18 protein-coding genes are annotated in these 25,948 nt (G+C 41.7%); 7 read left to right on the plus strand and 11 right to left on the minus strand.

Annotated elements, in window-relative coordinates:
• Nucleotides 1-2 precede the first annotated feature (2 nt).
• The gene (locus IR135_RS01275) at nt 3-935 is read right to left on the minus strand and encodes an ATP-binding cassette domain-containing protein (RefSeq protein WP_135095978.1); all 933 of its coding nucleotides are present in this window, start codon (nt 933-935) and stop codon (nt 3-5) included.
• Entirely contained in the window at nt 932-1,978 is a 1,047-nt protein-coding gene (locus IR135_RS01280) for an ABC transporter ATP-binding protein (protein ID WP_135095980.1), read from the minus strand. The genes IR135_RS01275 and IR135_RS01280 overlap by 4 nt, the downstream gene beginning before the upstream one ends.
• 309 nt (nt 1,979-2,287) lie before the next feature.
• On the opposite strand from IR135_RS01280, the gene IR135_RS01285 reads away from it, so the two are divergent.
• The 3 genes from IR135_RS01285 (at nt 2,288) to IR135_RS01295 (ending at nt 5,774) form a co-directional block, all read left to right on the plus strand.
• Nucleotides 2,288-2,485: a YjzD family protein gene (locus IR135_RS01285; RefSeq protein ID WP_135095982.1), complete on the plus strand. Its 198-nt coding sequence runs from the start codon at nt 2,288-2,290 to the stop codon at nt 2,483-2,485.
• 109 nt (nt 2,486-2,594) lie between these two features.
• Nucleotides 2,595-4,094 (plus strand): glycerol kinase GlpK, encoded by a 1,500-nt coding sequence (gene glpK, locus IR135_RS01290; RefSeq protein ID WP_135095984.1) that lies wholly within the window; start codon nt 2,595-2,597, stop codon nt 4,092-4,094.
• A gap of 24 nt (nt 4,095-4,118) precedes the next feature.
• Nucleotides 4,119-5,774: a glycerol-3-phosphate dehydrogenase/oxidase gene (locus tag IR135_RS01295; protein ID WP_135095986.1), complete on the plus strand. Its 1,656-nt coding sequence runs from the start codon at nt 4,119-4,121 to the stop codon at nt 5,772-5,774.
• A gap of 395 nt (nt 5,775-6,169) precedes the next feature.
• Here the strand turns inward: IR135_RS01295 and IR135_RS01300 are convergent, their stop codons facing one another.
• On the minus strand, nt 6,170-7,150 hold the full coding sequence (locus IR135_RS01300) for a nuclease-related domain-containing protein (RefSeq protein ID WP_135095988.1): 981 nt from the start codon (nt 7,148-7,150) through the stop codon (nt 6,170-6,172).
• A 641-nt stretch (nt 7,151-7,791) separates the two neighbouring features.
• Nucleotides 7,792-10,380, minus strand: a complete 2,589-nt coding sequence (gene clpB / locus IR135_RS01305; RefSeq protein ID WP_135095990.1) for an ATP-dependent chaperone ClpB — start codon at nt 10,378-10,380, stop codon at nt 7,792-7,794.
• Between the two features lie 162 nt (nt 10,381-10,542).
• On the opposite strand from clpB, the gene IR135_RS01310 reads away from it, so the two are divergent.
• The gene (locus IR135_RS01310) at nt 10,543-11,367 is read left to right on the plus strand and encodes an undecaprenyl-diphosphate phosphatase (protein ID WP_135095992.1); all 825 of its coding nucleotides are present in this window, start codon (nt 10,543-10,545) and stop codon (nt 11,365-11,367) included.
• A gap of 48 nt (nt 11,368-11,415) precedes the next feature.
• Here the strand turns inward: IR135_RS01310 and IR135_RS01315 are convergent, their stop codons facing one another.
• The gene (locus IR135_RS01315) at nt 11,416-11,712 is read right to left on the minus strand and encodes a metal-sulfur cluster assembly factor (RefSeq protein WP_213810032.1); all 297 of its coding nucleotides are present in this window, start codon (nt 11,710-11,712) and stop codon (nt 11,416-11,418) included.
• Nucleotides 11,713-11,847: 135 nt separating this feature from the next.
• Here IR135_RS01315 and IR135_RS01320 point away from each other — a divergent pair, with 135 nt between their 5' ends.
• From IR135_RS01320 to IR135_RS01330, 3 genes are read left to right on the plus strand one after another with little or no spacing between them, the layout of a single operon-like run.
• Nucleotides 11,848-12,669, plus strand: coding sequence for a Cof-type HAD-IIB family hydrolase (locus tag IR135_RS01320; RefSeq protein WP_115885939.1), 822 nt, complete (start codon nt 11,848-11,850; stop codon nt 12,667-12,669).
• Nucleotides 12,670-12,682: 13 nt separating this feature from the next.
• Complete coding sequence (locus IR135_RS01325; protein ID WP_135095994.1) at nt 12,683-13,525, plus strand: DegV family protein; 843 nt, start codon at nt 12,683-12,685, stop codon at nt 13,523-13,525.
• A 1-nt stretch (nt 13,526) separates the two neighbouring features.
• Nucleotides 13,527-14,864 (plus strand): CoA-disulfide reductase, encoded by a 1,338-nt coding sequence (locus tag IR135_RS01330; RefSeq protein WP_135095996.1) that lies wholly within the window; start codon nt 13,527-13,529, stop codon nt 14,862-14,864.
• Nucleotides 14,865-14,910: 46 nt separating this feature from the next.
• On the opposite strand, the gene IR135_RS01335 is transcribed toward IR135_RS01330, so the two are convergent.
• From IR135_RS01335 to IR135_RS01360, 6 genes are all read right to left on the minus strand, one after another.
• On the minus strand, nt 14,911-16,344 hold the full coding sequence (locus tag IR135_RS01335) for an alpha-amylase family glycosyl hydrolase (protein WP_135095998.1): 1,434 nt from the start codon (nt 16,342-16,344) through the stop codon (nt 14,911-14,913).
• A gap of 162 nt (nt 16,345-16,506) precedes the next feature.
• Nucleotides 16,507-16,893 carry a DUF1516 family protein gene (locus IR135_RS01340; RefSeq protein ID WP_115885943.1) on the minus strand — a complete coding sequence of 129 codons (387 nt, stop codon included), beginning with the start codon at nt 16,891-16,893 and terminating at the stop codon, nt 16,507-16,509.
• 54 nt (nt 16,894-16,947) lie between these two features.
• A complete protein-coding gene (locus IR135_RS01345; protein WP_135096000.1) occupies nt 16,948-17,838 on the minus strand; it encodes a fumarylacetoacetate hydrolase family protein in 891 nt (296 codons plus the stop codon).
• Nucleotides 17,839-17,888: 50 nt separating this feature from the next.
• Nucleotides 17,889-18,995 carry a DUF418 domain-containing protein gene (locus tag IR135_RS01350; RefSeq protein ID WP_167753331.1) on the minus strand — a complete coding sequence of 369 codons (1,107 nt, stop codon included), beginning with the start codon at nt 18,993-18,995 and terminating at the stop codon, nt 17,889-17,891.
• Nucleotides 18,988-22,443: a helicase-exonuclease AddAB subunit AddA gene (addA, locus tag IR135_RS01355; RefSeq protein ID WP_135096004.1), complete on the minus strand. Its 3,456-nt coding sequence runs from the start codon at nt 22,441-22,443 to the stop codon at nt 18,988-18,990. Before addA ends, IR135_RS01350 begins: the two co-directional genes overlap by 8 nt.
• Entirely contained in the window at nt 22,436-25,915 is a 3,480-nt protein-coding gene (locus tag IR135_RS01360; protein WP_135096006.1) for a PD-(D/E)XK nuclease family protein, read from the minus strand. Before IR135_RS01360 ends, addA begins: the two co-directional genes overlap by 8 nt.
• Nucleotides 25,916-25,948: the final 33 nt, after the last annotated feature.

The raw sequence follows: 25,948 nt of genomic DNA on the forward strand, positions 1-25,948 counted from the left end.
TTTCACCCCTTTGCCGGCAGTGCAGCTTTGTGCGTTGCTGAAATATTAATCAGCGGCAATGCTCTGCCATCCTCATCTAAATATTCGTGAAAATGCTGGTCGTATTCTTCTTTTACCGACTGGCGAATATGCAGATTTTCATCGATTTTATCAACGTTCGTATCCGGAATCGCAGCGATCAGACGTTTCGTATAAAGGTGCTGAGGATTGCTGAAAATATCCTCTGCGGTGCCTTCCTCGACGAGGCGTCCCTGATACATAATACCGATATGCTGACACATGTGCCGGACAACCCCTAAGTCGTGCGCGATAAACAGCATTGTCAAGTCCAGCTCTTCTTGAATATCCTGCATAAAGTTTAATACCTGCGCCTGGACCGACACGTCGAGTGCAGATACAGGCTCATCGGCAATAATCAATTTCGGGTTCAGTGCGATTGCCCGTGCTACACCGATTCTCTGCCGCTGTCCGCCTGAAAATTCGTGCGGATATTTATAAAGCGAGCCCGGCGGCAGCCCTACTTTTTGGAGCAGATCCAAAACTTCTGCAATCAGTTCATCTTTAGTACGTTTGTGATAATTTCTAATCGGCTCACTCACGATATCAAATACACGCTTACGTACATTTAAAGAAGAGTACGGATCCTGGAAAATCATCTGGATTTCTTTACTGTTTTCCACTGACTTCCCGCTTCCGCTGATTGCTTTGCCATCGAAAAGAATCTCCCCTTCCGTTATATGATTCAAGCCGATGACTGCTTTGCCTGTTGTTGTTTTCCCTGATCCCGACTCTCCAACGAGACCGTATGTAGTGCCCTGCGGAATATTGAGTGAGACTCCGTCAACAGCTTTAACGTGGTCTTTAACTGTATTGAAAAAACCGCCTTTTATCGGGTAGTACACTTTTAAATTATTTATTTCGAGCAGGTTATTCATTCCTTCACCTCTTCTGCGCCATTTTCCATTTGCTCCTGTTCTACTTGAAGTCCGATATCAGGGTCCGATTTTAAATAGAAGTCTTTATAGCACGTGCAGCGTACATAATGCTCCGGGCTGATTTCCCTAAGTTCTGGATTATGTTCATGGGCTTCAGCCGGAATCCACGGAATCCGTGGCGCAAAACGGCATGAGTCTCTATCCATTTTATTCAGTGCAGGCACGACCCCTTCAATAACATGAAGTCTGCTTCCCATCTGCTCTTCATGCGGCAGTGAGTTTAGCAGAGAACGCGTATACGGATGTTTAGGATATTTAAATAATTCTTTAACCGGTGCGATTTCCACAATCTGGCCGGCATACATTACAGCTACCCGATCTGCCATTTCCGCCACAACACCGAGATCATGCGTAATCAGCAGTACTCCCGAGTTAAGATCTTCCTGCAGTTCTCTGATTAAGTCGAGAATCTGCGCCTGAATTGTTACATCCAGCGCCGTCGTCGGTTCATCTGCAATCAAGAGCCGCGGTCTGTTCGCAATTGCAATTGCGATTACAACACGCTGGCGCATTCCTCCTGAAAGTTCATGAGGGAATGCTTCCCCGACACGTTCCGGATTTGGAATGCCTACTCTCGACAATAACTCTATTGCATAGCTTTCTCTTTCACTTTTAGCTTTCGTCTTATGTATTTTTAAAGTCTCCATAATCTGAAGCTTTATTTTCATTAACGGGTTCAATGCAGTCATGGGATCCTGGAAGATCATGGCCATCTCTCCGCCGCGTATAGTGTTCATCTTTTTCTCATTAATTTTAAGAAGGTCTTTACCTTCAAAATCCACCTGGCCTTCAATCCGTGCATTCCTGTGAAGCTTCATTAATGAAAATGCCGTTGCACTTTTCCCCGATCCGGACTCCCCGACAAGTGCCACTACTTCATTCGGCTGAATATCCAGTGACACACCGTCCACAGCGGGGTAATATGTCCCGTCTATTTTAAAGGATGTCGTCAAATTTTTAACGCTCAGAAGCTCTTCTCCCACTTAAATCACCTTAACTTTCCCTTTGTTAAAAATAAGTCTCAATTTTTCAAATTATGTAAATTCTCATGTTTGTTTTTCTATTGTATAAAGACACTGTCAAAAAGGCAATAAGAATTATCTAAAAATTATAAAATTTCTGCATGTAATTTATTAATATACATCTATGCATAATCGTTTGCACCTTTATTCTATGAGACCGCTTTCAATAATGCAAGCGTTTTCAGCAATTATTTTTTCCCCACTATACTTTATGAATTTTTTCATGTAAAATGAATGTATAAAATACGTTAAATCGGAGGCTTCTCACTGATGAGATATCTCGTTACATTTTTATGGGCATTCATGCTCACTCAGATGGTCAACTTTATACTTAACAGTCTTGCAGGCGGCGGCCCGTTAAACTTCTGGATTGGTGTTGTTTTAGCGGTACTTATTACATTGACAATCTTTGTCCTTGACGGATTGAATAAAATGTCAGCTGATCCTAATGCCGGCGACGAACACTAAACTGGATTTCATATGAAATCCGGTTTTTTTATTTGTATTTTTTAACTTTACTGTAAAACGGGTATAATTATTTTATAATCACTTTTACCTTTTTTGGGGGTATTTTAATATGAAAAAATTTATCATGTCGATCGACCAGGGCACAACGAGTACGAGAGCTGTACTTATCGACCGGGAAGGAAATATTGCCGCTTCAAATCAGCGGGAGTTCACACAGCACTTTCCGCATTCCGGCTGGGTGGAGCATAATGCAAACGAAATATGGAGTTCTGTCTTGTCTGTAGTTGCCGGAGTCATGATAGAAAATAACATCACACCGGCTGATATCGATTCAATCGGTATTACAAATCAGAGGGAAACCGCAGTAGTCTGGGATAAAAATACCGGTCTTCCAATTTATAATGCTATCGTCTGGCAATCCAGACAGACCGCCGATATTTGTTTTGATTTGAAAGAACAGGGATATGAAGCGCTTTTCCGGGAAAAGACAGGACTTGTAATTGACCCTTATTTTTCAGGCACTAAAATTAAATGGATTCTCGACAACGTTGAGGGTGCCATGGAAAAAGCAGAAAACGGCGACCTTTTATTCGGTACGGTAGACAGCTGGATTATATGGAAATTCACTGAAGGTGCTGAACACGTTACAGATTATACAAACGCGAGTCGGACACTTCTATATAATATATACGAGCTTAAATGGGATGAAGAACTTTTATCTATCTTAAATATTCCGAAGAAGATGCTGCCGGAAGTAAAATCTTCAAGCGAAATATACGGCTACACGACAAAGTCCCACTTCTTCGGTTACAACATTCCCATTGCAGGTATCGCGGGCGATCAGCAGGCAGCCTTATTCGGCCAGACGTGCTTTAATGAAGGCGATGCGAAAAATACTTACGGAACCGGCTGTTTTCTGCTTCTGAATACAGGTGAAGAACCGACATCCAGCAACAATGGCTTGTTAACGACGATTGCTGTCGGCATCAACGGCAAGGTGAATTATGCACTGGAAGGATCTATTTTTGTTGCGGGCAGCGCGATTCAGTGGCTGCGTGACAACCTCGAATTTTTCAGCGACTCAAAAGTAAGCGAACAATATGCTAGGCAAGTAGATTCGTCTGAAGGTGTATACGTCGTGCCCGCCTTTACCGGACTCGGTGCGCCATACTGGGACTCGGAAGCGCGGGGTACCATGTTCGGTCTGAGCCGGGGGACAACTAAAGCGCATATCAGCCGGGCAACACTTGAAGCTGTCGCCTATCAGACAAAAGATGTTCTCGATGCGATGCAGCTCGATGCCGGTATAGAAATCGACAGGCTGCGAGTGGACGGCGGCGCTTCAGCTAATAACTTCCTTATGCAGTTTCAGTCTGATATGCTGCAGACCAAGGTTGAGCGTCCCGCAATTTTGGAATCGACTGCGCTCGGAGCTGGTTATCTCGCAGGCCTTGCCACAGGTTTCTTTCTGTCACAAGAAGCTCTGCAGGAACTCAGTAAAACCGATTCAACATTCAATCCGCTGATGGATAACAATAAACGGGATACACTCTACCGCGGCTGGCAAAGTGCAGTCCGCGCGACTCAGATGTTTAAGACAGATGAATAATCCGAATTTAAAAACAGGAGGAGAATTATGTTAAACGCACTTACACGTAAACATCAGCTTGATCACATGTCGAAATTTGAATACGATTTACTTATAATCGGCGGCGGAATTACGGGAGCCGGAATTGCACTCGATGCATCGATGCGCGGACTGAATGTCGCCCTGGTAGAGATGCAGGATTTCTCAGAAGGTACGAGCAGCAGAAGCACGAAATTAATTCACGGCGGACTCCGGTATTTAAAACAAATGCAGGTTAATGTTGTCAGGGAAACTGGCCGTGAACGAGCCATTGTTTATGAAAACGGTCCGCATGTCACAACACCCGAATGGATGCTGCTGCCTTTTCATAAAGGCGGTACATTCGGCGAGTTTACAACGAGCCTCGGACTGAAAGTCTACGATTCTCTTGCCCAGGTCGATAAAAACGAACGCCGCAACATGCTCACAAAACAAGAAGTTATCGAACGGGTTCCTAATATTAAAAGTGACGGACTCCGCGGCGGCGGTCACTACGTGGAATATAAAACTGATGACGCGAGACTCACTGTTGAAGTAATGAAGAAAGCCGCTTCCTACGGTGCAGATGCAGTCAACTACGTGAAAGCAGACGGATTTTTATATGATAACGGTACGGTTACAGGAATTAAAGCCAAAGATGTTCTGAGAAACGACACTTATGAAATTAAAAGTAAAGCAGTCGTTAATGCAACCGGCCCCTGGGTCGATGAAGTCCGCGCGAATGACCAGGCGGGCCGGCAGACTAAAAAGCATTTAGTTCACACTAAAGGTGTTCACATCGTCTTTAAACAAGAGGATTTCCCGTTAACCCAGGCTGTTTATTTTGATACAAAAGATGACGGCCGTATGATTTTTGCTATTCCTCGGGCCGGCAAAACCTACGTCGGTACAACAGATACATTTTACGGTGAAAATAAAGCCAGGCCGAAAGCTGAGACTGAAGATAAAGCTTATTTGGTCGACGCGATTAATTTTATGTTTCCAACCTTAAATATAGATATATCGATGATCGAATCCTCGTGGGCCGGTATTCGTCCGCTTATCCAATCCGGCAGTAAAAACGCTTCGGATATTTCACGCAAAGATGAAATCTGGCACAGTACAAGCGGGCTCATTACAATCGCAGGCGGCAAACTTACCGGCTACCGCCATATGGCTGAGGAAATCGTGGATGAGGTTGCAGAGTATTTGAAAAAACATCATAAAATGAACGTTAAAAAAGTTTCAACTAAAAATGAACCTGTTTCCGGAGGCGATGTCGGCGGCAGTGTCGGCTATCAGAACTACGTTGATAACATAAGCCGTAAAGCGCCGAGTTACGGTCTTACACTCGATGAAGGTCATATGCTCGCCATGAAATACGGCAGCAATGTCGAAGCAGTTTATCAATATGCAGGCATTACAAACGATAATCACGAAAAATACAGTCTGCCGAAACCCTTATATGCGGAAGTAATTTACGGTATACTTCATGAAATGGTAATCAAGCCGGCTGACTTTTTCGTACGCCGTTCAGGCAAACTTTATTTTGAAATCGAGGATGTCGTAAAATACCGCAGCGGTGTTGAACAGCTCCTGCAGGATACCTTAAGCTATGACGACGAAACCCGCAATCAATTCTCCCGGGAACTCGATGAAGCGATTGAAGATACCAGAAAATAATAGATTATACTGCCTTTAGGCCGGCTGGGTGCGAATCTGCACCCGGTTTTTTTCTTTTGGGGAAGGGTTGGCGATAGTTCGGGTTGGGGGGTTGAGGTCCTTATGAAACCCGATTATGCCGATCCCAGCGCCGGCGGATACACATGATACCCGTTCATGCCAACCCCAGTGCCCGCGGATACGCATGACAACCAATCATACAAACCCCAGCGCCCGCGGATACACATGACACCCGATCATACAAACCCCAGTGCCGGCGGATACATATGACAACCAATCATACAAACTCCAGTGCCGGCGGATACATATGACAACCAATCATACAAACTCCAGTGCCGGCGGATACTTATGAAACCAGTTCGCGCCAATCCTCTCCTTACAAATCACCAAAATAATTATGAATGAATAATTTTATCTTTATATCTTTGCGTACTTCTTATCACGGATAACTGTTGATTAAAATTACTGTATTTCAAAGTATAATATGTAGAATTCCCTTTTTTAACACTGTAGCAATGTTTTTTCAAAGCACAAAATACAGTATTTTTATTAATTTTATAATCAATCAATTGCAGCAATGACAATCTCGTCATTGGATGACTAGGAAACAAGTATTTATAATCAAACATCGCTCGCACTAAATGGGTTTCATAGCTTTCTATGCTCCCGCAATCAGAGCATTTAAACTGAAATTTGCCTTTAAGTAAATTAAAACTTGAGCAATGTCCGCAATATAGCCCGTGTTTAAGTTCAGAAATATTAATAAAGTCAGCAGTGTCGGGCTTTGAGGTAATGGAATTCTTTATCAGCTGAACAATATTTTTGGCATTATCTCCTATCGTTTCATTTCGAAAACTCCTGAAGTAATTTTTCAGCTGAGTTCTCATCACTGCCTGATTATGCATTTTTTCATTGTCAGATGTAAAATTAAAGTCATCATTCGGAAAAATAACTTTACTATCTGTATAAAAATCCAGAGAACTTTTATTTCCTAGACTCACTATTTTATTTTTCGCCCGATTAAGCTGGATAAAAGGATCACTTTCCATCTGTCTGTTATTTTTATACCAGCTGTTATTATCATACCTGTAATCTCCGGTGAGATTTTTCACTTCGTTAACCACAATTCTGTTATCCATAACTATAATACTGTCGTACTGTGTGACCGAATTATTTATATGCAGATAAAGATCTCTAATAATATATAAATTGTCATGTCCTATAAAATCAAATATTTCATCGTATAAAGATTCTCCTTCAAATCCTTTTTCCAAATTAGACAGTTGATACTTTTCATTGTTCGTCAGTTCTTTACGTTTGGAAAGTGCAATGTAATAAAGTAACTCAATTGGTTTTTCACGACTATTTAAAAACATTATTATTCCTCCTATAAAAAAAGTCCTCTTACCCTATATATAGGCGAGAACCCTGCTTTTCTTTTAAAAAAGTTACTTAAACACAAAAATAGCAAAACTGGTTTACTTTTTACACAAACAAGGTTATTTTTGTAATTAAATGTATGTACATATTTTGTATAAACTATATATTTAGTCGTTAGAACGAGGTATATTTAAATTTTGAGGTCATATAAATAGGTTTAGATTATTTTTTTAAATTTGGATTGATATGAAATTTGGTCATGCCAATCCAAAAGGTTCCGGATACATATGAAACCCAATCATACAAACCCCAGCACCGTCGGATACACATGACAACCGTTCATACAAACCCCAGTGCCGACGGATACACATGACAACCGTTCATACAAACCCCAGCGCCCGCGGATACACATGACAGCCATTCATACCAATCCCAGCGTCCGCGGATACACATGACACCCAATCATGCCAATCCCAGCGCCCGCGGATACTTATGAAACCAATTCATGCCAATCCCAGCGCCCGCGGATACATATGATACCCAATCATGCCGACCCGCCCTAGCAATCAGCGCCATCCACCCCCAAAAACAACAAAAAACCTCCTGAAATCAAAGTTTCAGGAGGTTTTCATCTTACTTACTCAATATCGAATACTAATTCATCGTTTATATAGTCTGCTTTAATATGCAGTCCTTCTGTCATATCGGCTGCAATGAGTTTTCTTGCGAGCGGTGTTTCGATATGTTTTTGAATAAACCGTTTCAGCGGACGTGCGCCAAACTGCGGTTCATAGGCGCTTTTAGCTACCCAATTTTTAACGCTTTCAGTTACTTCTAGAGACATGTGCTGTGCAGCAAGCCGTCTGTTTAAGTCTGCAATTAGACGGTCGACAATTGCGCCCATATTTTTCTGAGTTAGTGGACTGAACATAACAATGTCATCCATCCGGTTTATAATTTCAGGTTTAAAGTACTGATGCACTTCACTCATGACGATATCTTTCGTTTCATCGCTCAGTTCACCGTCGACAACTACTGTATCGAGCAGGTGCTGTGACCCGATATTCGATGTCATGATAATGATTGTGTTTTTAAAGTTGACGCTGCGGCCTTTGGAGTCAGTCAGACGGCCTTCATCAAGGAGCTGAAGCAGAATATTAAATACATCGGAGTGCGCTTTTTCCACTTCGTCCAGCAGAATAACTGAATACGGCTGGCGGCGGATTGCTTCTGTTAATTGACCGCCTTCTTCGTGGCCGACATATCCCGGCGGTGCCCCGATCAGTCTTGAAACCGAATGTTTCTCCATATACTCACTCATATCAATACGGATCATATGTTTTTCCGAGTCGAACATCGTTGCAGCGAGTGCTTTCGCAAGTTCCGTTTTCCCGACACCTGTCGGTCCTAAGAACAGGAAACTCCCGATTGGTCTGTCCGGATCTTTAATACCCGCACGAGCTCTGATAACAGCATCGGCAACGAGATCAACCGCTTCGTCCTGGCCGACCACACGCTCGTGAAGTATATCCGATAATTTAAGCAGCTTATCTTTTTCTGTTTCGACGAGTTTCGTTACCGGGATACCTGTCCACTGGCTGACGATAAATCCGATTTCCTCTTCGGTTACGACTTCTCTGATAATACGATCTTCATCGACTGAATTTTCCATTTCTGTTTCGTATTCAGCGAGTTCTTTTTCAAGCTGCGGCAGTTTGCCGTGGCGGAGTTCCGCTGCACGTTCCAGCTCATAGTTATTCTCCGCTTCTTCCAGTTCCTGACGTACTTTATCGACTTCGGCACGTTTGTCATTCACTCTGCCGATTTGTTCTTTTTCTTTCTCTACTTTATTCTGCAGTGCTGTCTGCTCTTCTTTAATATCGCTGAGTTCTGTCTGCAGTTCTGCCAGACGATTGGCTGATACTGTATCTTTCTCGCCTTTTAAAGCCTGTTCTTCAATTTCGAGCTGCATTACGCGGCGGTTAATCTGATCTAGTTCAGTCGGATTAGAGCCCATCTCAGTGCGGATTGTCGCACTTGCCTGGTCCATGAGATCGATTGCCTTATCCGGTAAAAAACGGTCGGTAATATAACGGTCGGATAATTCTGCCGCCGCAACAAGCGCACGGTCGGTAATTCTTACACCGTGGTGCACTTCATAGCGTTCTTTCAGTCCGCGGAGAATTGAAATCGTATCTTCGACATCCGGTTCAGGCACCTGAACTTTCTGGAAACGTCTCTCAAGAGCCGAATCTTTTTCAATATATTCACGGTATTCATTAATCGTCGTCGCACCGATACAGTGCAGCTCTCCTCTTGCGAGCATCGGTTTCAGCATATTCCCGGCATCCATCGCGCCGTCTGTTTTACCGGCACCGACGAGCATGTGTATTTCATCGATAAAGAGAATAATTCTGCCGTCGGATTCTTTAACTTCTTTTAATACTGCTTTTAATCTTTCTTCAAATTCACCGCGGTATTTCGCTCCCGCTACAAGTGATGTTAAATCGAGTTCAAATACTGTTTTGTCGAGCAGGCTTTCTGGCACATCTTTACGCACTATGCGCTGAGCAAGTCCTTCGACGATTGCTGTTTTACCAACACCCGGTTCACCGATTAAAACCGGGTTATTCTTGCGTTTACGACTCAGTATGCGAATCGTATCGCGGATTTCCTCATCCCGGCCGATTACCGGGTCTACATTGCCGTTTCTCACCTCTTCGACAAGGTCGCGCCCGTATTTTTCAAGTACTTCATATTGGTTTTCCGGATTTTGTGTTGTCACATGATTTCCCCCTCTGATTTTCTTAATGATTTCTGTAATAATGTCCGCTTTATTTCCAACTGCTTCTTTTAATATATTATCTTCTTCAAGAGCTGCTAAAAGCAGGTGCTCCTGGGAGATAAACGAATCTTCCATGGCAGTCATCTGTTTTTCCGCACTGTTGTACAGCCGAGAAAAACCGCTAGACATATAGACACCGTATTCAACGCTGTCTCCGGTTACTGCATTATAAGTTTTTAATTTCCTGTCGTATTCTTTAATAATATCTGCTGTATTAATGTTTGCACGTTCCAGTATATCTGCACTCATGCTTTCATCTGCTGTCAGCATAGCTTTTAATACTGCTTCCAGTTCAATGGACTGCAGCTTAAGCTCAACTGAATACTGCTGTGCACGTTCGATAATGTTTTGCACTTTTAAAGTCATTTTATTAATATCCAATTTACTTCACCTCAGCTAAGTAAAATTAAGGTCATATATGTTTGACCTTTTTTGACCATAATTTAATTATACTCTTTTTCTTCTTTAAATCAAGTAATTAATAGCAATATTGAGGAATTTATCATATATTTATTGATGGGTATTTAAGGAGGAATTTTAAAGTTGGATATTATCACTACTATTAAATATGTATTTTTAGGTTTGCTGCAGGGGCTTACTGAACCGATTCCAGTTTCATCGAGCGGACACCTGGTCATTGCACGTGAACTGTTCGGCATAGAAGCGACTGGTCTTTCGTTCGAAATATTTTTGAATACAGCTTCGCTGATTGCAATACTCGTTGTTTACCGAAAAGATATTATCAGTATTCTTCAAAATTTATGGAGATTTGTTTTTAAGGGTGCAAGAGATAACGACGCAGTGACCGATTTTAAATATACAATTTGTCTTATTATTGCTACGATTCCGGTCGGCGTTGCGGGTCTGTTATTAAAAGATGTAATCGGCGACAATATTTCTGTTGGTTTCGTCGGCGTTATGCTGTTATTTACCGGTCTTGCGCTCTGGTTTATTAAAAATAAACGCGGAGAAAAACGCGACGGTGACATCACTGTTAAAGACTCAATTATCGTGGGTCTCTCACAATGTATTGCTTTGACACCCGGGATCAGCCGCAGCGGAGCGACCCTTGTCGGTTCTATTGCAGTCGGCTTAAGTCAGAAGAATGCACTGCGTTTTGTATTCCTTTTATATATTCCAGTTTCTCTCGGTACAGCTTTGCTTTCTGTCGGTGACATAGTAAACGATCCGAATATGAATACTTTATGGCTTGCCTACCTGCTCGCCTTTATCGTAACGGTTATCGCAACATACTTTGCAGTTAAGTGGCTGCAGAATGTTATGGAAAACGGCAATTTGATTTATTTTGCTTATTATTGTTTTGTACTCGGCGCATTTTCAATCCTGTATCAGTTAATATGGGCATAAAAAAGACCGCGAAGAATATCTTCGCGGTCTTTCCTTTTGTAAATAGATTTAGCTGACGCCAAGTGCGATTTTTGCATAGCGTGTCATTTTGTCCTTATCCCATGGCGGGTTCCAGACGATTGCTATCTGCACATCTTTGACTTCAGGCAGTTCGAGCAGCGAGTGTTCTACCTGTCCCATAATTTGCGGTCCCATCGGGCAGCCCATTGAAGTTAAAGTCATTTCCACACCTGCGTTACCTTCGTCATCAAGGTTTACACCATAAACTAAACCAAGGTTCACTATATCTATACCAAGTTCGGGGTCAATAACATTCTCTAACGCACCGTACATGCTTTCTTCCATTGCTTTATCCAAACTTATCACTCCTTACTGTAGTGTATGTACCATAACTATAACAAAAATTATACATTCAATAAATATAAATGCTATTATTAAGAAGAAACATTTTAATTAAACACATACAAAAGGGAGATTTATATGGACAAGCATTTAATCTGTTTAGATTTAGACGGCACTTTGCTGACGGATGAAAAGACAATTACTCCGTTCACAAAAGAAGTGCTTACAACACTTAAGCAACAAGGGCACGAACTGATGATCTCTACCGGGCGTCCCTACCGGGCAAGTGTTCCATACTATAAAGAATTAAAAATGACGACTCCTGTCGTTAACTTTAACGGTGCATTTGTTCACCATCCGACCGATTTCAATTTCAAGATAAAACATGAAACTCTCGATCTTGATGTTACTAAAGAAATTGCAAAAAAAGTACCGGAACTCAATATAAAAAATATTGTTGCCGAAGTTAAGGATAATATATATATACACTATCACGACAGCGTACTGTTTGATGCTTTTAAAATGGGCGATCCTAAAATCAGCGTCGGCAATTTATACGAAACTGTAAATGAAGATGTCACAAGTATTCTCGTACAGGCTGAAGAATCTGAAATGCCTCACATACGGCAAACGCTTGATGAACTGTTTGCGGAAGTTATCGAACAGCGCCGCTGGGGTGCACCTTATCCGGTCCTTGAAATCATTAAAAAAGGTATCAATAAAGCTGTCGGTGTCGACTACGCCAGAGAGTTTTTAAATATTCCGGCGAACCGCACTATCGCTTTCGGTGATGAGGATAACGATACTGAAATGCTTCAGTATGTTGAGCACGGTGTTGCTATGAAGAATGCCATCGACGACATTAAAGGAATTGCAAACTACGTTACTGAAACAAACAACAACAATGACGGCATTGGTCATTTCCTGAATGACTTTTTTGACCTGCGCCTGAAATCTTAAGGGGGAAATAGTTATGAAACTTATAATCGACAGCTGTTCAGATCTGTCTCTCAGTAAAGCACAGGAACTTGATGCTGATGTTTTACCTTTAACGATACAGATTGAAGATAAAAGCTACCTCGATCAGCTTGAAATTACGAGTGAGGAAGTGATTCAGGCTATCAAAGACGGCAAGCGTCCGATGACCAGCCAGCCGAATCCGGATGCATTTGAAAAACTTTTCAAAAAATATACTGACCAGGGTGAAAGTGTTATTTACATCGGGTTTTCAAGCAATCTGTCAGGAACATTCCAAAGTGCTGTAATCGGCCGTGATCTAGTGCTTGAAGAAACACCTGACGCCGATATTACAGTTATCGACACGCAGTCTGCGAGCTATGGTGCAGGACTGATTGTCGAGCGGACAGCCGAATATATTGCCGAGGGAGATGACAAGGAAACGATTATCTCGAAAGTGAAGTCGGACCTTGAATATATCAGACATCTGTTTACAGTTAACGATTTGAACTATTTAGCTGAAGGCGGCCGTTTATCTAAAGGCTCAGCCTTTCTCGGCGGATTGTTAAATATTAAGCCGCTGCTTCATATCGAAGATGGCAAACTGGTTCCTGTAGAAAAGCACCGCGGTATTAAAAAAGTATTCAAACGCATGGTCGAACTTGCAAATGAAGAAGGTGCTTCCGGCCATGGCCATATCGTTCATGCTGATGCAGAAAAATCTGCAAATGATTTAAAAAAGCAGCTGCTTGAAAAGACCTGTCTTCAAACAATTGATATTTCCAGTATTGGACCGACAATCAGTTCACATACAGGCGACGGCACCATCGCCCTTTTCTATTTTAAAGACGGTAAATAATATGACTAGAGTTATAGTAGTTGGAGGTGTAGCAGGCGGTGCTACTGCTGCATCTCAACTCCGCCGTTTAAATCCCGATATAGAAATCGTTATTTACGAACGCTACCGGGACATCAGTTACGGTTCCTGCGGCATGCCGTATTATATCGGCGGCGATGTTGAAAAATGGGACAGCCTTACGAATATGACACCTGAGAAATTTAGAGATAGAAATATTTTTGTGAAGACAGAACATGAAATCACCGCTGTAAATTCTAAAGAAAATACAGTTACTGTATACGATAAAAACAGCGATACAGAGTTTACCGATTCGTATGATTATCTAATTTTATCTCCTGGAGGCTCACCGAAAAAACTGCCTGCAGTAAAAGATGCAGCACAGACATTTTCACTGCATAAACTGGCAGATCTAGATTATATCGTGGAGTTTATAGAAGAGAATAATATTAAAGAAGCTGTCCTTGTCGGTTCAGGATATATTGGACTCGAAGTTACCGAGAACTTAACGAAGCGGGGCATTAAGGTCACAATGCTTCAGCACGATGAACAGATTTATAAAAATATCGAAGCGGATATGAACGGAGTGCTGTATGAAGCCATGACCGAACAAGGCGTCACGCTGAAACTGAATACGGAAATTGACTATGTTGATGGCGGTAAAGCAGTATTATCAAACGGTGAAAAAATCGATGCACCGCTTATTATTACAGGTGTCGGCATCACACCGAACACAAAGTTTTTAAACAGCTCGAACATTACTTTAAAAGACGGTCTTATTCCTATTAATAAAAACGGACAGACGAATATCGATAATATATATGCGCTCGGCGATGCTGTGATGACTCACTTCCAGCATGTACCCGAAAAAACAACCCAGTCCGCCCTGGCCTGGCCTGCTCACAGACTGGCCCATATTATTGCCAACCAGCTTGCTGGAGACCGTTCGATTACCCACGAAGGCCTGCTCGGCACAAACATTGTGAAGTTTTTCGATTACAATATTGCGACTTTCGGTTTATCGGAAAAAGATGTCGCTGAAATTCCTCACTTTACAGTCGATCAGAAACAGAAAAATAAATCCGGCTATATGAAGGATGCCTCACCGATTCATATACGAGTCTATGTCTCTAAAGACAGCGGACTTATACTAAGAGCTGCAGTCGTCGGGACAGAGGGTGTTGATAAACGTATCGATGTCTTATCGGCCCATACCCGTCTCGGCGGCACGGTATACGACTTAATTAATATCGAAATCGGATATTCACCGCCTTTCTCCAGTCCGAAAGATGTAATTAATATGATCGGTTATAAAGCGATTGAAAAAGCTGAAGACTTATAAATATTAAAAGCCGCATTCCGTTGAAGGAGTGCGGCTTTATTGTTATTTATTTTTCTCTGTCTTTCATTCTTTTTGCTTTATTTTTTCTGCTGCGGCTCGCTGCCACCCAGACAAAGACTGCAAATATACCAAAGATTAAAACTGCTGCGTATAAGTATCCATTGTTAAAGCCTGCTTCTTCAATTATCGAATACAGTTCTGTTTCTTCTCTGTCGAGCACAGTGATATATTCTCCATCATGCGGGCGAATCATATCTCCAATGAGCATACCGCTCAGTACTTTCCCTTCTTCTTCAGCTGTCTGCTCCATCGTATTACTTTTTGTTTCAGCTGTATTATTTACATTCAGTATGTAGTCCACATCAGCTGTATAATATTTAACCAGATACTGCCCGTCTTCGTTTAATATCGTCTCAGTTTCTGATTCCGGAGCCAGCATAATTTCGTGATTCCTGTAAACTACAGCGATATTCTCAAGATACTCAATAACTTCCTTATCGCTTCTGAAATCCATTTGCGGATGCACTTCCGGATAGCTGCTGCCGTTAAAGGCAACTTCTGTGCCGTATGTCATCGCACTCGGTCCGCGGTAGGCGTATAAATAGTTCGCCAGCTGTTGTATTCTCGTACCCGGAAACATATTTTGTTCTGCAGCACTGTGCGTGAATCTTTCTGAGAACCAGTGGTCTGCCATAATCAGCTGTTCATCTTCCGGAAATTCGGGAATTTCCTGATCAATGCCGCCGTATGTCTGTGCGAGATCAGCTCTGAATCCTTCTCTCGCTATAGTGTCAAACCCTTCAGCGGTTATTTCTTCAGTCGATAAAATCCCGTAAGTATCAATATTTTCAGGTAAAAATTCTTCAGCATTCAATCCATCCTGATTCACAAACATGCTGATACCGTCAACATCGTAAGTATCTGTAAATTCCTGAACCATTGCACGGTATGTTTCCTGGTTGCCGGCATCATTCAGGTCGATAATCTCCCGCCCAATATCTTCATAATATTCTTCCTGGATAGTATTAAATGCGGGAGTTTCCAGTGCTGTATAATCGTCTGTTGCCACAGCCGGCATATCGACAATGACTTTTAATTCAAGTTCATGAGCTTCGGCAAGCAGGTTTTCAAAACCTTCCGGACTGCCGTAGGCTTCAGAAATAGAGGCGTAATCTGTAACATCGTAGCCGAGATAATCATCTTCGGCACGTTCTGCCACCGGCGACAGCATAATTGTATTAAAGCCCATATCCTTAATATACTCGAGATACGGAACGATGCCGTCAAAATCCCCGCCGAACGGATAATAAGGATCTCCGTCTTCTGTTACGCCAACGTCATTTGACGTATTATTATTTAAAAAGCGGTCGACAGTAATCATATAAATTCTGTCATATGTATTCTCTTCGGCTGATACTGTATGACTGCTCATAAACAGCACTGCCAAAATCATGCTCACAAGCGCTAGTATTCTCTTCATAATTTTATCCTACCTTTTATTCGTATAGTAATCAGTATACTAAATTTCAGTTCTTTAAGACTCCGTTTCACTAATTGTTCATAAATTTTATTTTAACACAGAACATATAAAATACCGGCCCGTTAAAATTTAACAGGCCGGCATTAAGATTATTCATTTGTTTTAGAAGCTCAGCATACCTAGAGGCAGCATTGCACCCATAATAACTGTCGCAATAATAAGTACAAGACAAACAATTAAAAGCCCGGTCGCTTTTCTGGAGTTTTTCTTCAGTCTTACAATTGCCATTTCCATAAATCCAACTGAAAGAATACCAAGCAGCGCTTTAATACCATACTGCATGTGCGAACCTGCATTGCTGATGCCTTCCATATTACCGACGTAAACCATAATCCCGCTGAATAATACAAGCAGATAGAACACTCTCAGCACCATGTGCAGAATAAATGCCGGTTTGTTTTCAGCAGTATTATTCTTTTTGTACATAGCGTAAACAGCTATAAATAATATAAATGAAACAATAATAGCTGTCAGGTGTAAATGTAACATCGTCTGATTCCCCCTCTACATTAATGTTTCCTGTAGTAGTATATCATGGAATGTTTACTCAATGTGTGTCGTTAATGTTCCAATTCCATCAATTGAAACACGTACTGTATCTCCTGCTTTTAAGAAGCCTGTCGGATCCATGCCCGCCCCGACTCCTGCAGGGGTACCTGATGCAATAACATCTCCCGGCTGCAGTGTCACATATTTCGACAATTCTGCAACGAGTTCATCAATCTTTCTTACCATTAATGAAGTGCTGCCGTCCTGACGGATTTCATCGTTCACTTTAGTAACGATTGTCGTGTCCTGCGGGTTTGGAATTTCATCTTTAGTAACGATATAAGGTCCCATTGGAGTCGCCAGACTTTTCGATAAGAATGCCTGTTTGTGTGATTTCTGCAATTCCCTCGCTGAAATATCATTGACAATCGTGTAGCCGTAAATATAATCATAAGCCATCGAGCTGTCTATGTTTTTTGCTTCTTTCCCGATAACGATACCGAGTTCCCCTTCATAATCCAGCTCTTCTGTTACATCGCTGTAAGAAGATATTGTATCCTCATCACCGACGAGACTTGAGTTTGCTTTTGTGAATACATACAATTCAACTTCACTCTTCATCTCTTCAGTGTGTGCTTTAAAGTTGCGGCCAAAACCGATTGTGTTATTCGGCGGTTTAACCGGCGCCATAATATTAATATCTTCAAACGGTGCCTTGTACTTATTTGCATTATCAGATGCTTCTGCACTTTCAACGAGCTTTCTGACAAGTTCCTGAAAATCCAATGTGTGGTACTCAGTAATACCTTCGAGCAATGTTCTCGGATAATCTTTAACATCACTGAAATCCTGGAATAAGAGCGGAATAATCCATGCACTGTCTTCACGTTTTACTTTGACACCATAATAATTCTTGTCTTCATATTCAAAAGTTAAAAATTTCATTGGACAATCTCCTTTGTTTTCTTTCATACAGTATAACAAATAATATTTAATTATTCCCGCTTCATTTTCTTATTTGTCTGAAAAGTCTGTTCTAGCGCCTGAATATTACAGGCAGCCATCAGATTTGCAAAGATAATAAGTAAGATATAAATTGCCGAAACGATGAACAGCAGCATTTGGATTGAAATCTGTCCGTACATCGCCATACCAAAACCATAAAATACGAACATCATCAGAATATTGAATAATATATAGGAAGTTAATCCGTATTTACCCAGATTGTAAAACAGCTTAAACACCGGTTTTGGAACAGCGTCAGAAATATAGACAAGTATCATAAAATAGCCGATTGCTGTAACCGGTCCGCCGAATCCTTCACCTAGGGTTTCTCCTGTAATTGTACCGAGAGAAAGCACCTGCAGAAGCTTTACAGCGATGCCGCCGGCGAGGAGCACCATAATGATGCCGCCGCTTATATACGGACTGTCTTTAATGAAGCCCGTAAAATTCAATTCTTTTAAGGCAATGCCGAGAAGCACTGACGGCAATATTACAAAGACAACGCTGTATATTCCGTCTGTGCCGATTCCTGTCAGTATATCAATATTCATATTGACCATTGCCAGATAATCCGTGCTCCTGTAGGTGCTGATAAATTCATTCACCTGCTGAATACCTGAATACATGTGCTGAATATTGGAGTTCAGTCCTGTAATAATTTCAAGAACAACATTAAACATTAAATGCAGCGCAAATAATATAAGCGATGCGGCAAGTGTTATAATCCAGTGGCGTCCCACAAATATTAAACCGATAAATGCCATTAGTATTACAAAAGGCAGCTGGTCAAAACCAAAGATCAGGACAGCATTCAGACTCAAGAGTACAAACGCAATGACAAGTACCTTAACCAGATGTTTTTTGCCTGTATAACTGTACTGGCTGAGAAGATAGCCGATTATAATACTGATAAGCGGTATAACAGAACCGCCAGTAATAATATCGACTATATTAAAAACGTTCAGATCTCCGCCGAAGAAATATTCGAACGGATTGATTTCATTAAGCGGCATCATAAAATACTGCCCGCTGTGTATAAATAGTAAGAACAGCGACACTCCGCCGATAAAATAAATGTTTCTATTTGAATTATTCAACTGGAATCGCCCCATAATCAAAAAAGTAAAGCACGGCTGTTACCGGCTTGTTAAGTGATGCCATTGCTGATTTCGTGTAAATATCCATCTGTGTGCTGTATCTTTCACGAAGATCTTCATTTGTTAAATTCGTTCCTTTAACACGGTCTGTCTTGTAATCGATAATAATGTAATGATCTTCATATTCTAAAAGACAATCTATAATACCTTGAACAATCTGCTCGGGATGCTCCGCATAGCCGATTGCTTCCTGGCTCATTATAAAAGGCAGCTCCGTATAAATCCCCTCTTGTTCATTTAAAAGATCATTCATCATCTTATCATTGAAGAACCGCGCTGCATTTTCCTTCATCTTTTTAATATGCACCGTACTGAGAAGTTCATAATTTTCACTATAGTTATCGATGAGCGTATCAATATAGGCGGTTTTTGCACTGTCCTCCATGACGCTGAGCGTCTGCCACTGGTGTATAATATGCATCATCATTTCGTGCATAATCGTCCCGAAAACCGGCGCTTCCAGTGAATTCTGAAGAAAATTCGGCTCGCGCAGATTTACTTCGCTTGTATGGCTGATAAACTCCGCACCATCCGGAATCGTTTCATTTCTGCGTTTAATGGAAGTGACCGATTCCTTAGTTGTTACTTCGGTATCATCAGGCTCGGGGTAAGTATAAAATAACCGTTCCCGTACTTCCGGGATAATATCTGCTTTAAGCGCATCGATATCTTCGAGATTTGCGTATTCCGTTCGCTCATTTTCTTCCCCGGCCCGAAATTCTGTTTCCTTAACTTCAATATATGGAACCTGTGCCTGCATAACGACAGGCGCTAAAAAGTCCATGGCCGATTTCAGCTCCGCGCGTCTTTCAAAAGAAGGTTTTTCCATGCTGCTGAAATCATATTTATATTCCGCTTCACCTTTAAACATCAGCGGCAGATACAATTTCTCCTCTGCTCGTGTCAGCGCAACGTAAATCAGCCTTAATTCTTCACTCAGCTGCTCAATATTCAGGAAATCATTAGCAGCGAAGCCGTGAATACTGTCGTAATGGTAGTTCAGTTCATCATTAAAATTGTTAAAAACAATTCCAAGTTTCGGATGAACATAAACACGCGTCACTTTAGTGAGCGTATAGTTCTGTTTCAAATCGGCATAAATAACATGTTTAAACTCGAGCCCCTTGGAGCTGTGAATGGTCATCACACGCACCGCATCATCTGTATTCTCAAGTGAACCTTCTTCACCAAAATCCTTGCCTTCGGAAATTAAGAAATCAATGTAGCTGATAAACTGATATAAGCTTGTATTATTCATCGACTGAAATTCCAGTGCTCTATCAATCAGTCCATTCAGGTTAGCCCGTCTTGCTGAACCGCCGGCCAGACCGCTGAAAAATTCAAGTATATTCAGCTCAAAAAATATTTCCGAAATGAGTTCCGGCACACTTAAATATTTGGCATGAAGTTTAAGTTCACTAAATGTACTGATGAATTCTTCAGTTTTCCTTAATATATTTTCGTCACCGCTGTATTCAGTCAAAGCCTCGTATAAATATTTTTCTTCGGAAGAAATGCGGATTTGAGCAATTTCCTCCTCGCTGAAACCGAACATCGGCAGCCGCATCACACCTGCCAGATGATCATCCTGCAGCGGGTTGTCTATAAGTGATAAGATGCTCCGCATCGTTAAAATTTCAAACGTTTCAAAATATCCTTTATTAATGTCGATGCTGACAGGAATATCCGCCTTCTGGAATTCATGGCGCATGACGTCAGGCGCGAAGCGGTTTCTGTTTAAAATAACGATATCCTGATAAGCCGCGCCCCTTTTATACAGATCCTGCACGAGTTTAACAATCTGTTTAATTTCAAGCTCATCCGCTTCTCCGGATTTTAAACTCTTATCGTATATAACCGGCAGCACCTCAACAGGCGATTCGGGTTCTGCTGCCTCGATACCTTTAATCAGTTTTTCTTCATCCGTGTAATCAATTTCTCCGAGATCTTTATCCATAATATTTTCAAATATTAGATTTGTGGCATCGAGGATTTCTGCGCGTGAACGGAAGTTTCTGTTCAGCTGAATGAGTGTACCGCTGCCATCTTTATTAAAACGTTCGCTTTTGTCGATAAATAAATCCGGGGCAGCCTGTCTGAAACGGTAAATAGACTGTTTAACGTCACCGACCATAAACAGATTGCCATTCTCTTCTCCTCCGGACTTTAAGAGCTGGATAATCGCTTCCTGCACCCGGTTAATATCCTGGTATTCATCAATCATAATTTCTTTGAACTGCTCTTTGTAGCGGTTCGCAATTTCTCTGTCATCCGCAGTTAAAATATCAAGCGCATAATGTTCATAGTCGTTGAAATCCATCTCCCCTGCCGACTGCTTATCTTTCTTGTACTCGCTAATTACGTCCATGGCAATGCTGATCAGCTGATTATTCATGCCGTTCAGCGGACTGAGTTCCGCTCTCACATCTAAAAGCGTGTACTGCTTCAGCTTGCCGAGTTCCTGATACAAAGCGTTTGCAGGCTTATTATAGCGTTCATTTAAATCATTGCCGAAAGCTGCAGCACCTTTAATAAATGCATTTGTGCCTGTGACAAGTTTTGCCGGCGGAAGTTTAAAGTACCCTTCACGGCTGAAAGACTCGAGTGCCTGCAGCACATACTTGTGCATCACAGCCAGTTTTTCGTAGGCATCATCAACCGCTTTCTCTTTTAAGTCCTCATCGCGTTCGGCATTATCATACTCCGCTTTAAGCGTATAAAGATCCTCATCCAATTTCTTTAATTTACGGCCGATAACTGCTCTATAGCTGTCCAGAATCTCCGTCAGTTTATCCTCTGATATATACTGGTCAAACATGCTTCTTAGAAAAAGATCGGGCTCCTTCGTGGCGACTGCAACATGATAAAGGTCTGAGACAAGTTTATGAAGAGCAGCGTTATCCTTATTGCTCGTCACAAACTGATCAAGCTTTAAAAAGTCCTCATCAGCATTAACGTAAAATTGCTCCAGCACATTCGTAATTACTCTCTGCAGACGGATTTCCGACTCGACCTGGCCGAGTGTACGTATATCAGGCGGCAGTCCGATTGCATTATAATGCGTCTGGATTAAGTACAGACAGAAACTGTGCAAGGTCGATATATGCGCATCGTTCAGTTTAATAATCTCTTCGTTTAAGCGCGGATCAGGCGTTTCATTATAAGTCTCGCGGAGCGCCCGTTCGATTTTATCCTTCATATCTTTTGCGCTCTTATTAGTAAATGTTGAAACGAACACTTCATCTATAGAATAATTACCTTCGATAATATTCTGTTTAATCCGTTCAACGAGCACTGCTGTTTTCCCCGATCCCGCAGCTGCGGATACTAAGACATCCGAGCCTTTCGTCTCGATTGCTTTAGTTTGAGCTTCGGTAAATTTAACCATCGTGAACCTCACTTTCAAATGCTTCGATATCCTCGTCCGTAATACGGTTCATCCGGTAATCTTCTGCATTGATTAATTTATCTATATGGCAGGCTGCTTTAAAATCACAAAACTGGCACGGCAGGCTGCCGTTTGTATCGATCGGGTTCGCAAGCGTGTGCCCATCGTAGATTTCATCTGTCGCAGTTTTAAACTTCTCCATCACGTAAAGAGAATAATGTTTGAACATTTCTTCCGACAGCACCCGTTTTTTAGAATGACTGTTAAAAGTACCGTCTTTTTTCTCCTGCAGCGGGAAGTATTCATTAATATTTTCAGTCTCTTCAATTAAATTTTCAAGCCCTTTGTTGCCGTCAATATTCGATACAGTGCTGTCTGCAACGAACAGACCTTTCGGTTTCAAGGCACTCTGGCGTTCTTTGTGTGCTTCATCTGCATCTTCTGCTTTAACTTTCGGTTCGTTAACATGATAAAAGAGCATCGAGTTCGGGAAAATCTCACCGCCGAGCAGCTTTTCTGCTCGCTCCATCAGCACGTACATATACGTAATAATTTGCAGTTCGACGCCGTTCAGCACATCCGCCTTTCTTAAATCCCGGGCGCTCGATTTATAATCGATAATATTGACATACACTCTGCCGTCTTTTTTATACGTATCCACCCGGTCTATTTTACCGCGCAGAATAATTTTCTTACCATTTGGACTGGTGAGAATCAGCTCGCCCAGTTCATCTGATTTTTTGCCGAATACCGCTTCTATCAGCGTCATTTTATAATTTCCGAGCTTTTCAATATCTTTCATAAAGAGCAGGGTGGTCGTAATCGCCTGCACTGCTTTTTCCTTCAGCGATAAGTAGTATTCCGAGCGTTCAAATATGCCGTAACTGATCGTTCTGAGTACCGTATCCACCGCATTTTTTACCGTACTTTTAATAATGTCATCATCGTGCTGCAGTGTCATCCCGAGATCCGCCGCAACTTTTTCCAGTGCATTATGATAAAGGTTACCGATTTCAAGCGGTCTTACCGTATGATTCTGTCTGACATTGAGCTTCAGGCCGTAATTTGAGAAATGCTGGAAATTACAATTGAAATATGACTGAAAGCGCGACACACTGGCTTTCATTTCTGAGCCGTACAGCGCTTCTGCGGTCGCGCTGTTAATTTTTCGCGCTTTATTATCATAAGTCAGGTTTCTGGTCAGACGGTTAATTACCGCCTGTCTGTCTCCCGATTTAAGCAGCTGATAGACAGAGATAAAGTGTCTGTACTGCGGCACACTGCTTAAATCATGAAGATATTCTTTGCCCGTTGACATCAGCTGGCGGAGCTTAAAATGTTCCAGCGCTTCCATGCTGCGCAAGCTTGAAATCAGCCGGATTGAGTTTTCCACGTCGTAATGCGCCGTTTTCCGGTAAGTAAAGTTCAAGACCCGTTCATCCTCAGCCGGCAGAAATTCTGCAACAAACGGGCTGATTTTAGTCGCTTCTTTGTTTTGCAGGGTCGATGACCAGCTGATAAACAGTCCTTCTGTCGGACGTGTGACACCGAGATAAAAGACAAAGCGTTCATCCTGTGCAAGTGTTCTTGCACTTGGTGACAGCGTAATGCCTCTCGTTCCGAGAACGAGTTTTTCTTCATCTGTCACTATCGTCGTGCTGCGGGATTCCTGGGGCATTACATTATAGTTCATGCCTATTATAAAAATATATTTTTTATTTTCCACTTTAGCAAGGTCGAGCAAACCGACAATTACCTGGTCTATCGTTGCAGGTCTCGTATTAAATGTGGCAGTTTTCAAGCCGTCTATAAACGTTTCATAAAACAGGGAGAACTCGGTTTCCTTATCTTTGAAAACTGTATAACTGTCATCCAGCAGACGGATGAATAAATTATAAGACTGCTCAGTTTCGTTTCTCAGACGGACGTCGGTTTCTTCGAGCTCATGTATTTCATCTTCCAGTTTAGTTAATATACCGTTATCCACGATAAAGCTGTAAATTGACGTAATATAATCTTTTACTTTTGTCCCCTCATCCAGAGACTTGAAAAATTCCCTGAGCCGGCTGATTTGTTTATTTTTATAATCGATCATTTCGCTCAGAGATTCAGAATTATCAATCCGGTCAATCATGCCTTCTGCATCCAGACGGTATTCAATCTGAAAGCGTTCATCGTCGAACAGTTCAGTACCCGTCAGACCGCGCTCGATAATAATATTTTCGAGATGGGCAAGCAGTTTATCGTCGTCTCCGCTGTTTAAATAGCCGGTTTTCAGGACATTCAGGAATGACGAACTCTGAAAACGGCTTTTATAACATTCAAGCAGAGCAATAATAAGCTGGGTAAAAGGGTTGCAGTGCATATAATGATCGGCATCCATATGATAGGAAATGTCAAATCTCTTAAATGTTGTTTTTATATATTCCTCATAAGCCGAATCCCGGTAAAGAATACCGATATCGGAATATTTAGCGCCTCTTTCCCGGACTAGCGTTTCAATATTTCTTGCGGTTTCAATGACTTCCTCCTCCACAGACGGTGCTTCAGTAATAGTAATGCCATCGAAGTTTGTCATTTTTTTACCGGTTGTAATATACTTCTCAAGCTGGGTCAGGCCGGTGCGTTTTGCTCTCAGAAATTCGTCATCGAAATGCCGGAATTCTACATAATGCTCACCGAACAGTTCCTGCAGCCGCGTTACCACCGCTTCAGTTTTTCTGAACAGGAGAACATCCCTTACCCCCTGCTCGCTGTCATCTGATTTACGGTGCGTTAAAAGCAGGTTAATCTGAGCCACTTTCTTTTCAAGCGCATAGATTAAAGCAAATTCACTTTCGGTAAAGTTATGAAAGCCGTCGATATATATCGTCGCTTTATTTAAGGTGCGTATATTTTCTGTCCGGCTGATATCATCGATAAAATTCTGAATCATATTTAGATCTTCAATATTATATTCTGCAATCTGTTCACTCCATCTGGAGTATATTTTATTTAAATCTTCATATTTTTCCGTCGTTCTGCCTCTCTCAAACTGCAGGTTATTTAAATCTTCAGGATTAACGTTGTAAGCTCTGAATTCTGTAATCTGCTCCAGTACTTTTTCTGAAAATTTTATATAGCCGCCGGATGTCTGGTAGTAATTTAAAAATTCTTTCATATCGTTCATCAGCTTGTGCATGAACATAACATGTCCCGCCTCGGACAGAGATTCTTTTTCGGGCTGGCCAAGTTCATTGTAAACATGCCACATCAGTCGCGTAAAACTGAATACGCTCGTCCGCATACTGCCAGTAACCAAACCTTCCTCCGGCTGGGTAATCAGCTGTTCATAGCTCAGCGTGTTCTGCGTCGGCGTAACGATATATATATTCGAACCGAGCGGTGAATCTTTCGTCAGTTCTTTTATTTCATTAAACATACTGCTTGTTTTACCGGTACCGCTCGTACCGGTCCATATGGTAATTCCCATACATTATGCCTCCCCACTTGAATAAAGGAGATA

Source organism: Jeotgalicoccus nanhaiensis (assembly GCF_015235105.1).
Lineage (GTDB): Bacteria > Bacillota > Bacilli > Staphylococcales > Salinicoccaceae > Jeotgalicoccus > Jeotgalicoccus nanhaiensis.

Coding starts and splice junctions, on each gene's coding strand:
- IR135_RS01275 (WP_135095978.1), bottom strand. CDS start 935: ATGAATAACCTGCTCGAAATAAATAATTTAAAAGTGTACTACCCGATA.
- IR135_RS01285 (WP_135095982.1), top strand. CDS start 2,288: ATGAGATATCTCGTTACATTTTTATGGGCATTCATGCTCACTCAGATG.
- glpK (WP_135095984.1), top strand. CDS start 2,595: ATGAAAAAATTTATCATGTCGATCGACCAGGGCACAACGAGTACGAGA.
- IR135_RS01300 (WP_135095988.1), bottom strand. CDS start 7,150: ATGTTTTTAAATAGTCGTGAAAAACCAATTGAGTTACTTTATTACATT.
- IR135_RS01315 (WP_213810032.1), bottom strand. CDS start 11,712: ATGGAAGAAAGCATGTACGGTGCGTTAGAGAATGTTATTGACCCCGAA.
- IR135_RS01320 (WP_115885939.1), top strand. CDS start 11,848: ATGGACAAGCATTTAATCTGTTTAGATTTAGACGGCACTTTGCTGACG.
- IR135_RS01325 (WP_135095994.1), top strand. CDS start 12,683: ATGAAACTTATAATCGACAGCTGTTCAGATCTGTCTCTCAGTAAAGCA.
- IR135_RS01330 (WP_135095996.1), top strand. CDS start 13,527: ATGACTAGAGTTATAGTAGTTGGAGGTGTAGCAGGCGGTGCTACTGCT.
- IR135_RS01335 (WP_135095998.1), bottom strand. CDS start 16,344: ATGAAGAGAATACTAGCGCTTGTGAGCATGATTTTGGCAGTGCTGTTT.
- IR135_RS01340 (WP_115885943.1), bottom strand. CDS start 16,893: ATGTTACATTTACACCTGACAGCTATTATTGTTTCATTTATATTATTT.
- IR135_RS01345 (WP_135096000.1), bottom strand. CDS start 17,838: ATGAAATTTTTAACTTTTGAATATGAAGACAAGAATTATTATGGTGTC.
- addA (WP_135096004.1), bottom strand. CDS start 22,443: ATGGTTAAATTTACCGAAGCTCAAACTAAAGCAATCGAGACGAAAGGC.
- IR135_RS01360 (WP_135096006.1), bottom strand. CDS start 25,915: ATGGGAATTACCATATGGACCGGTACGAGCGGTACCGGTAAAACAAGC.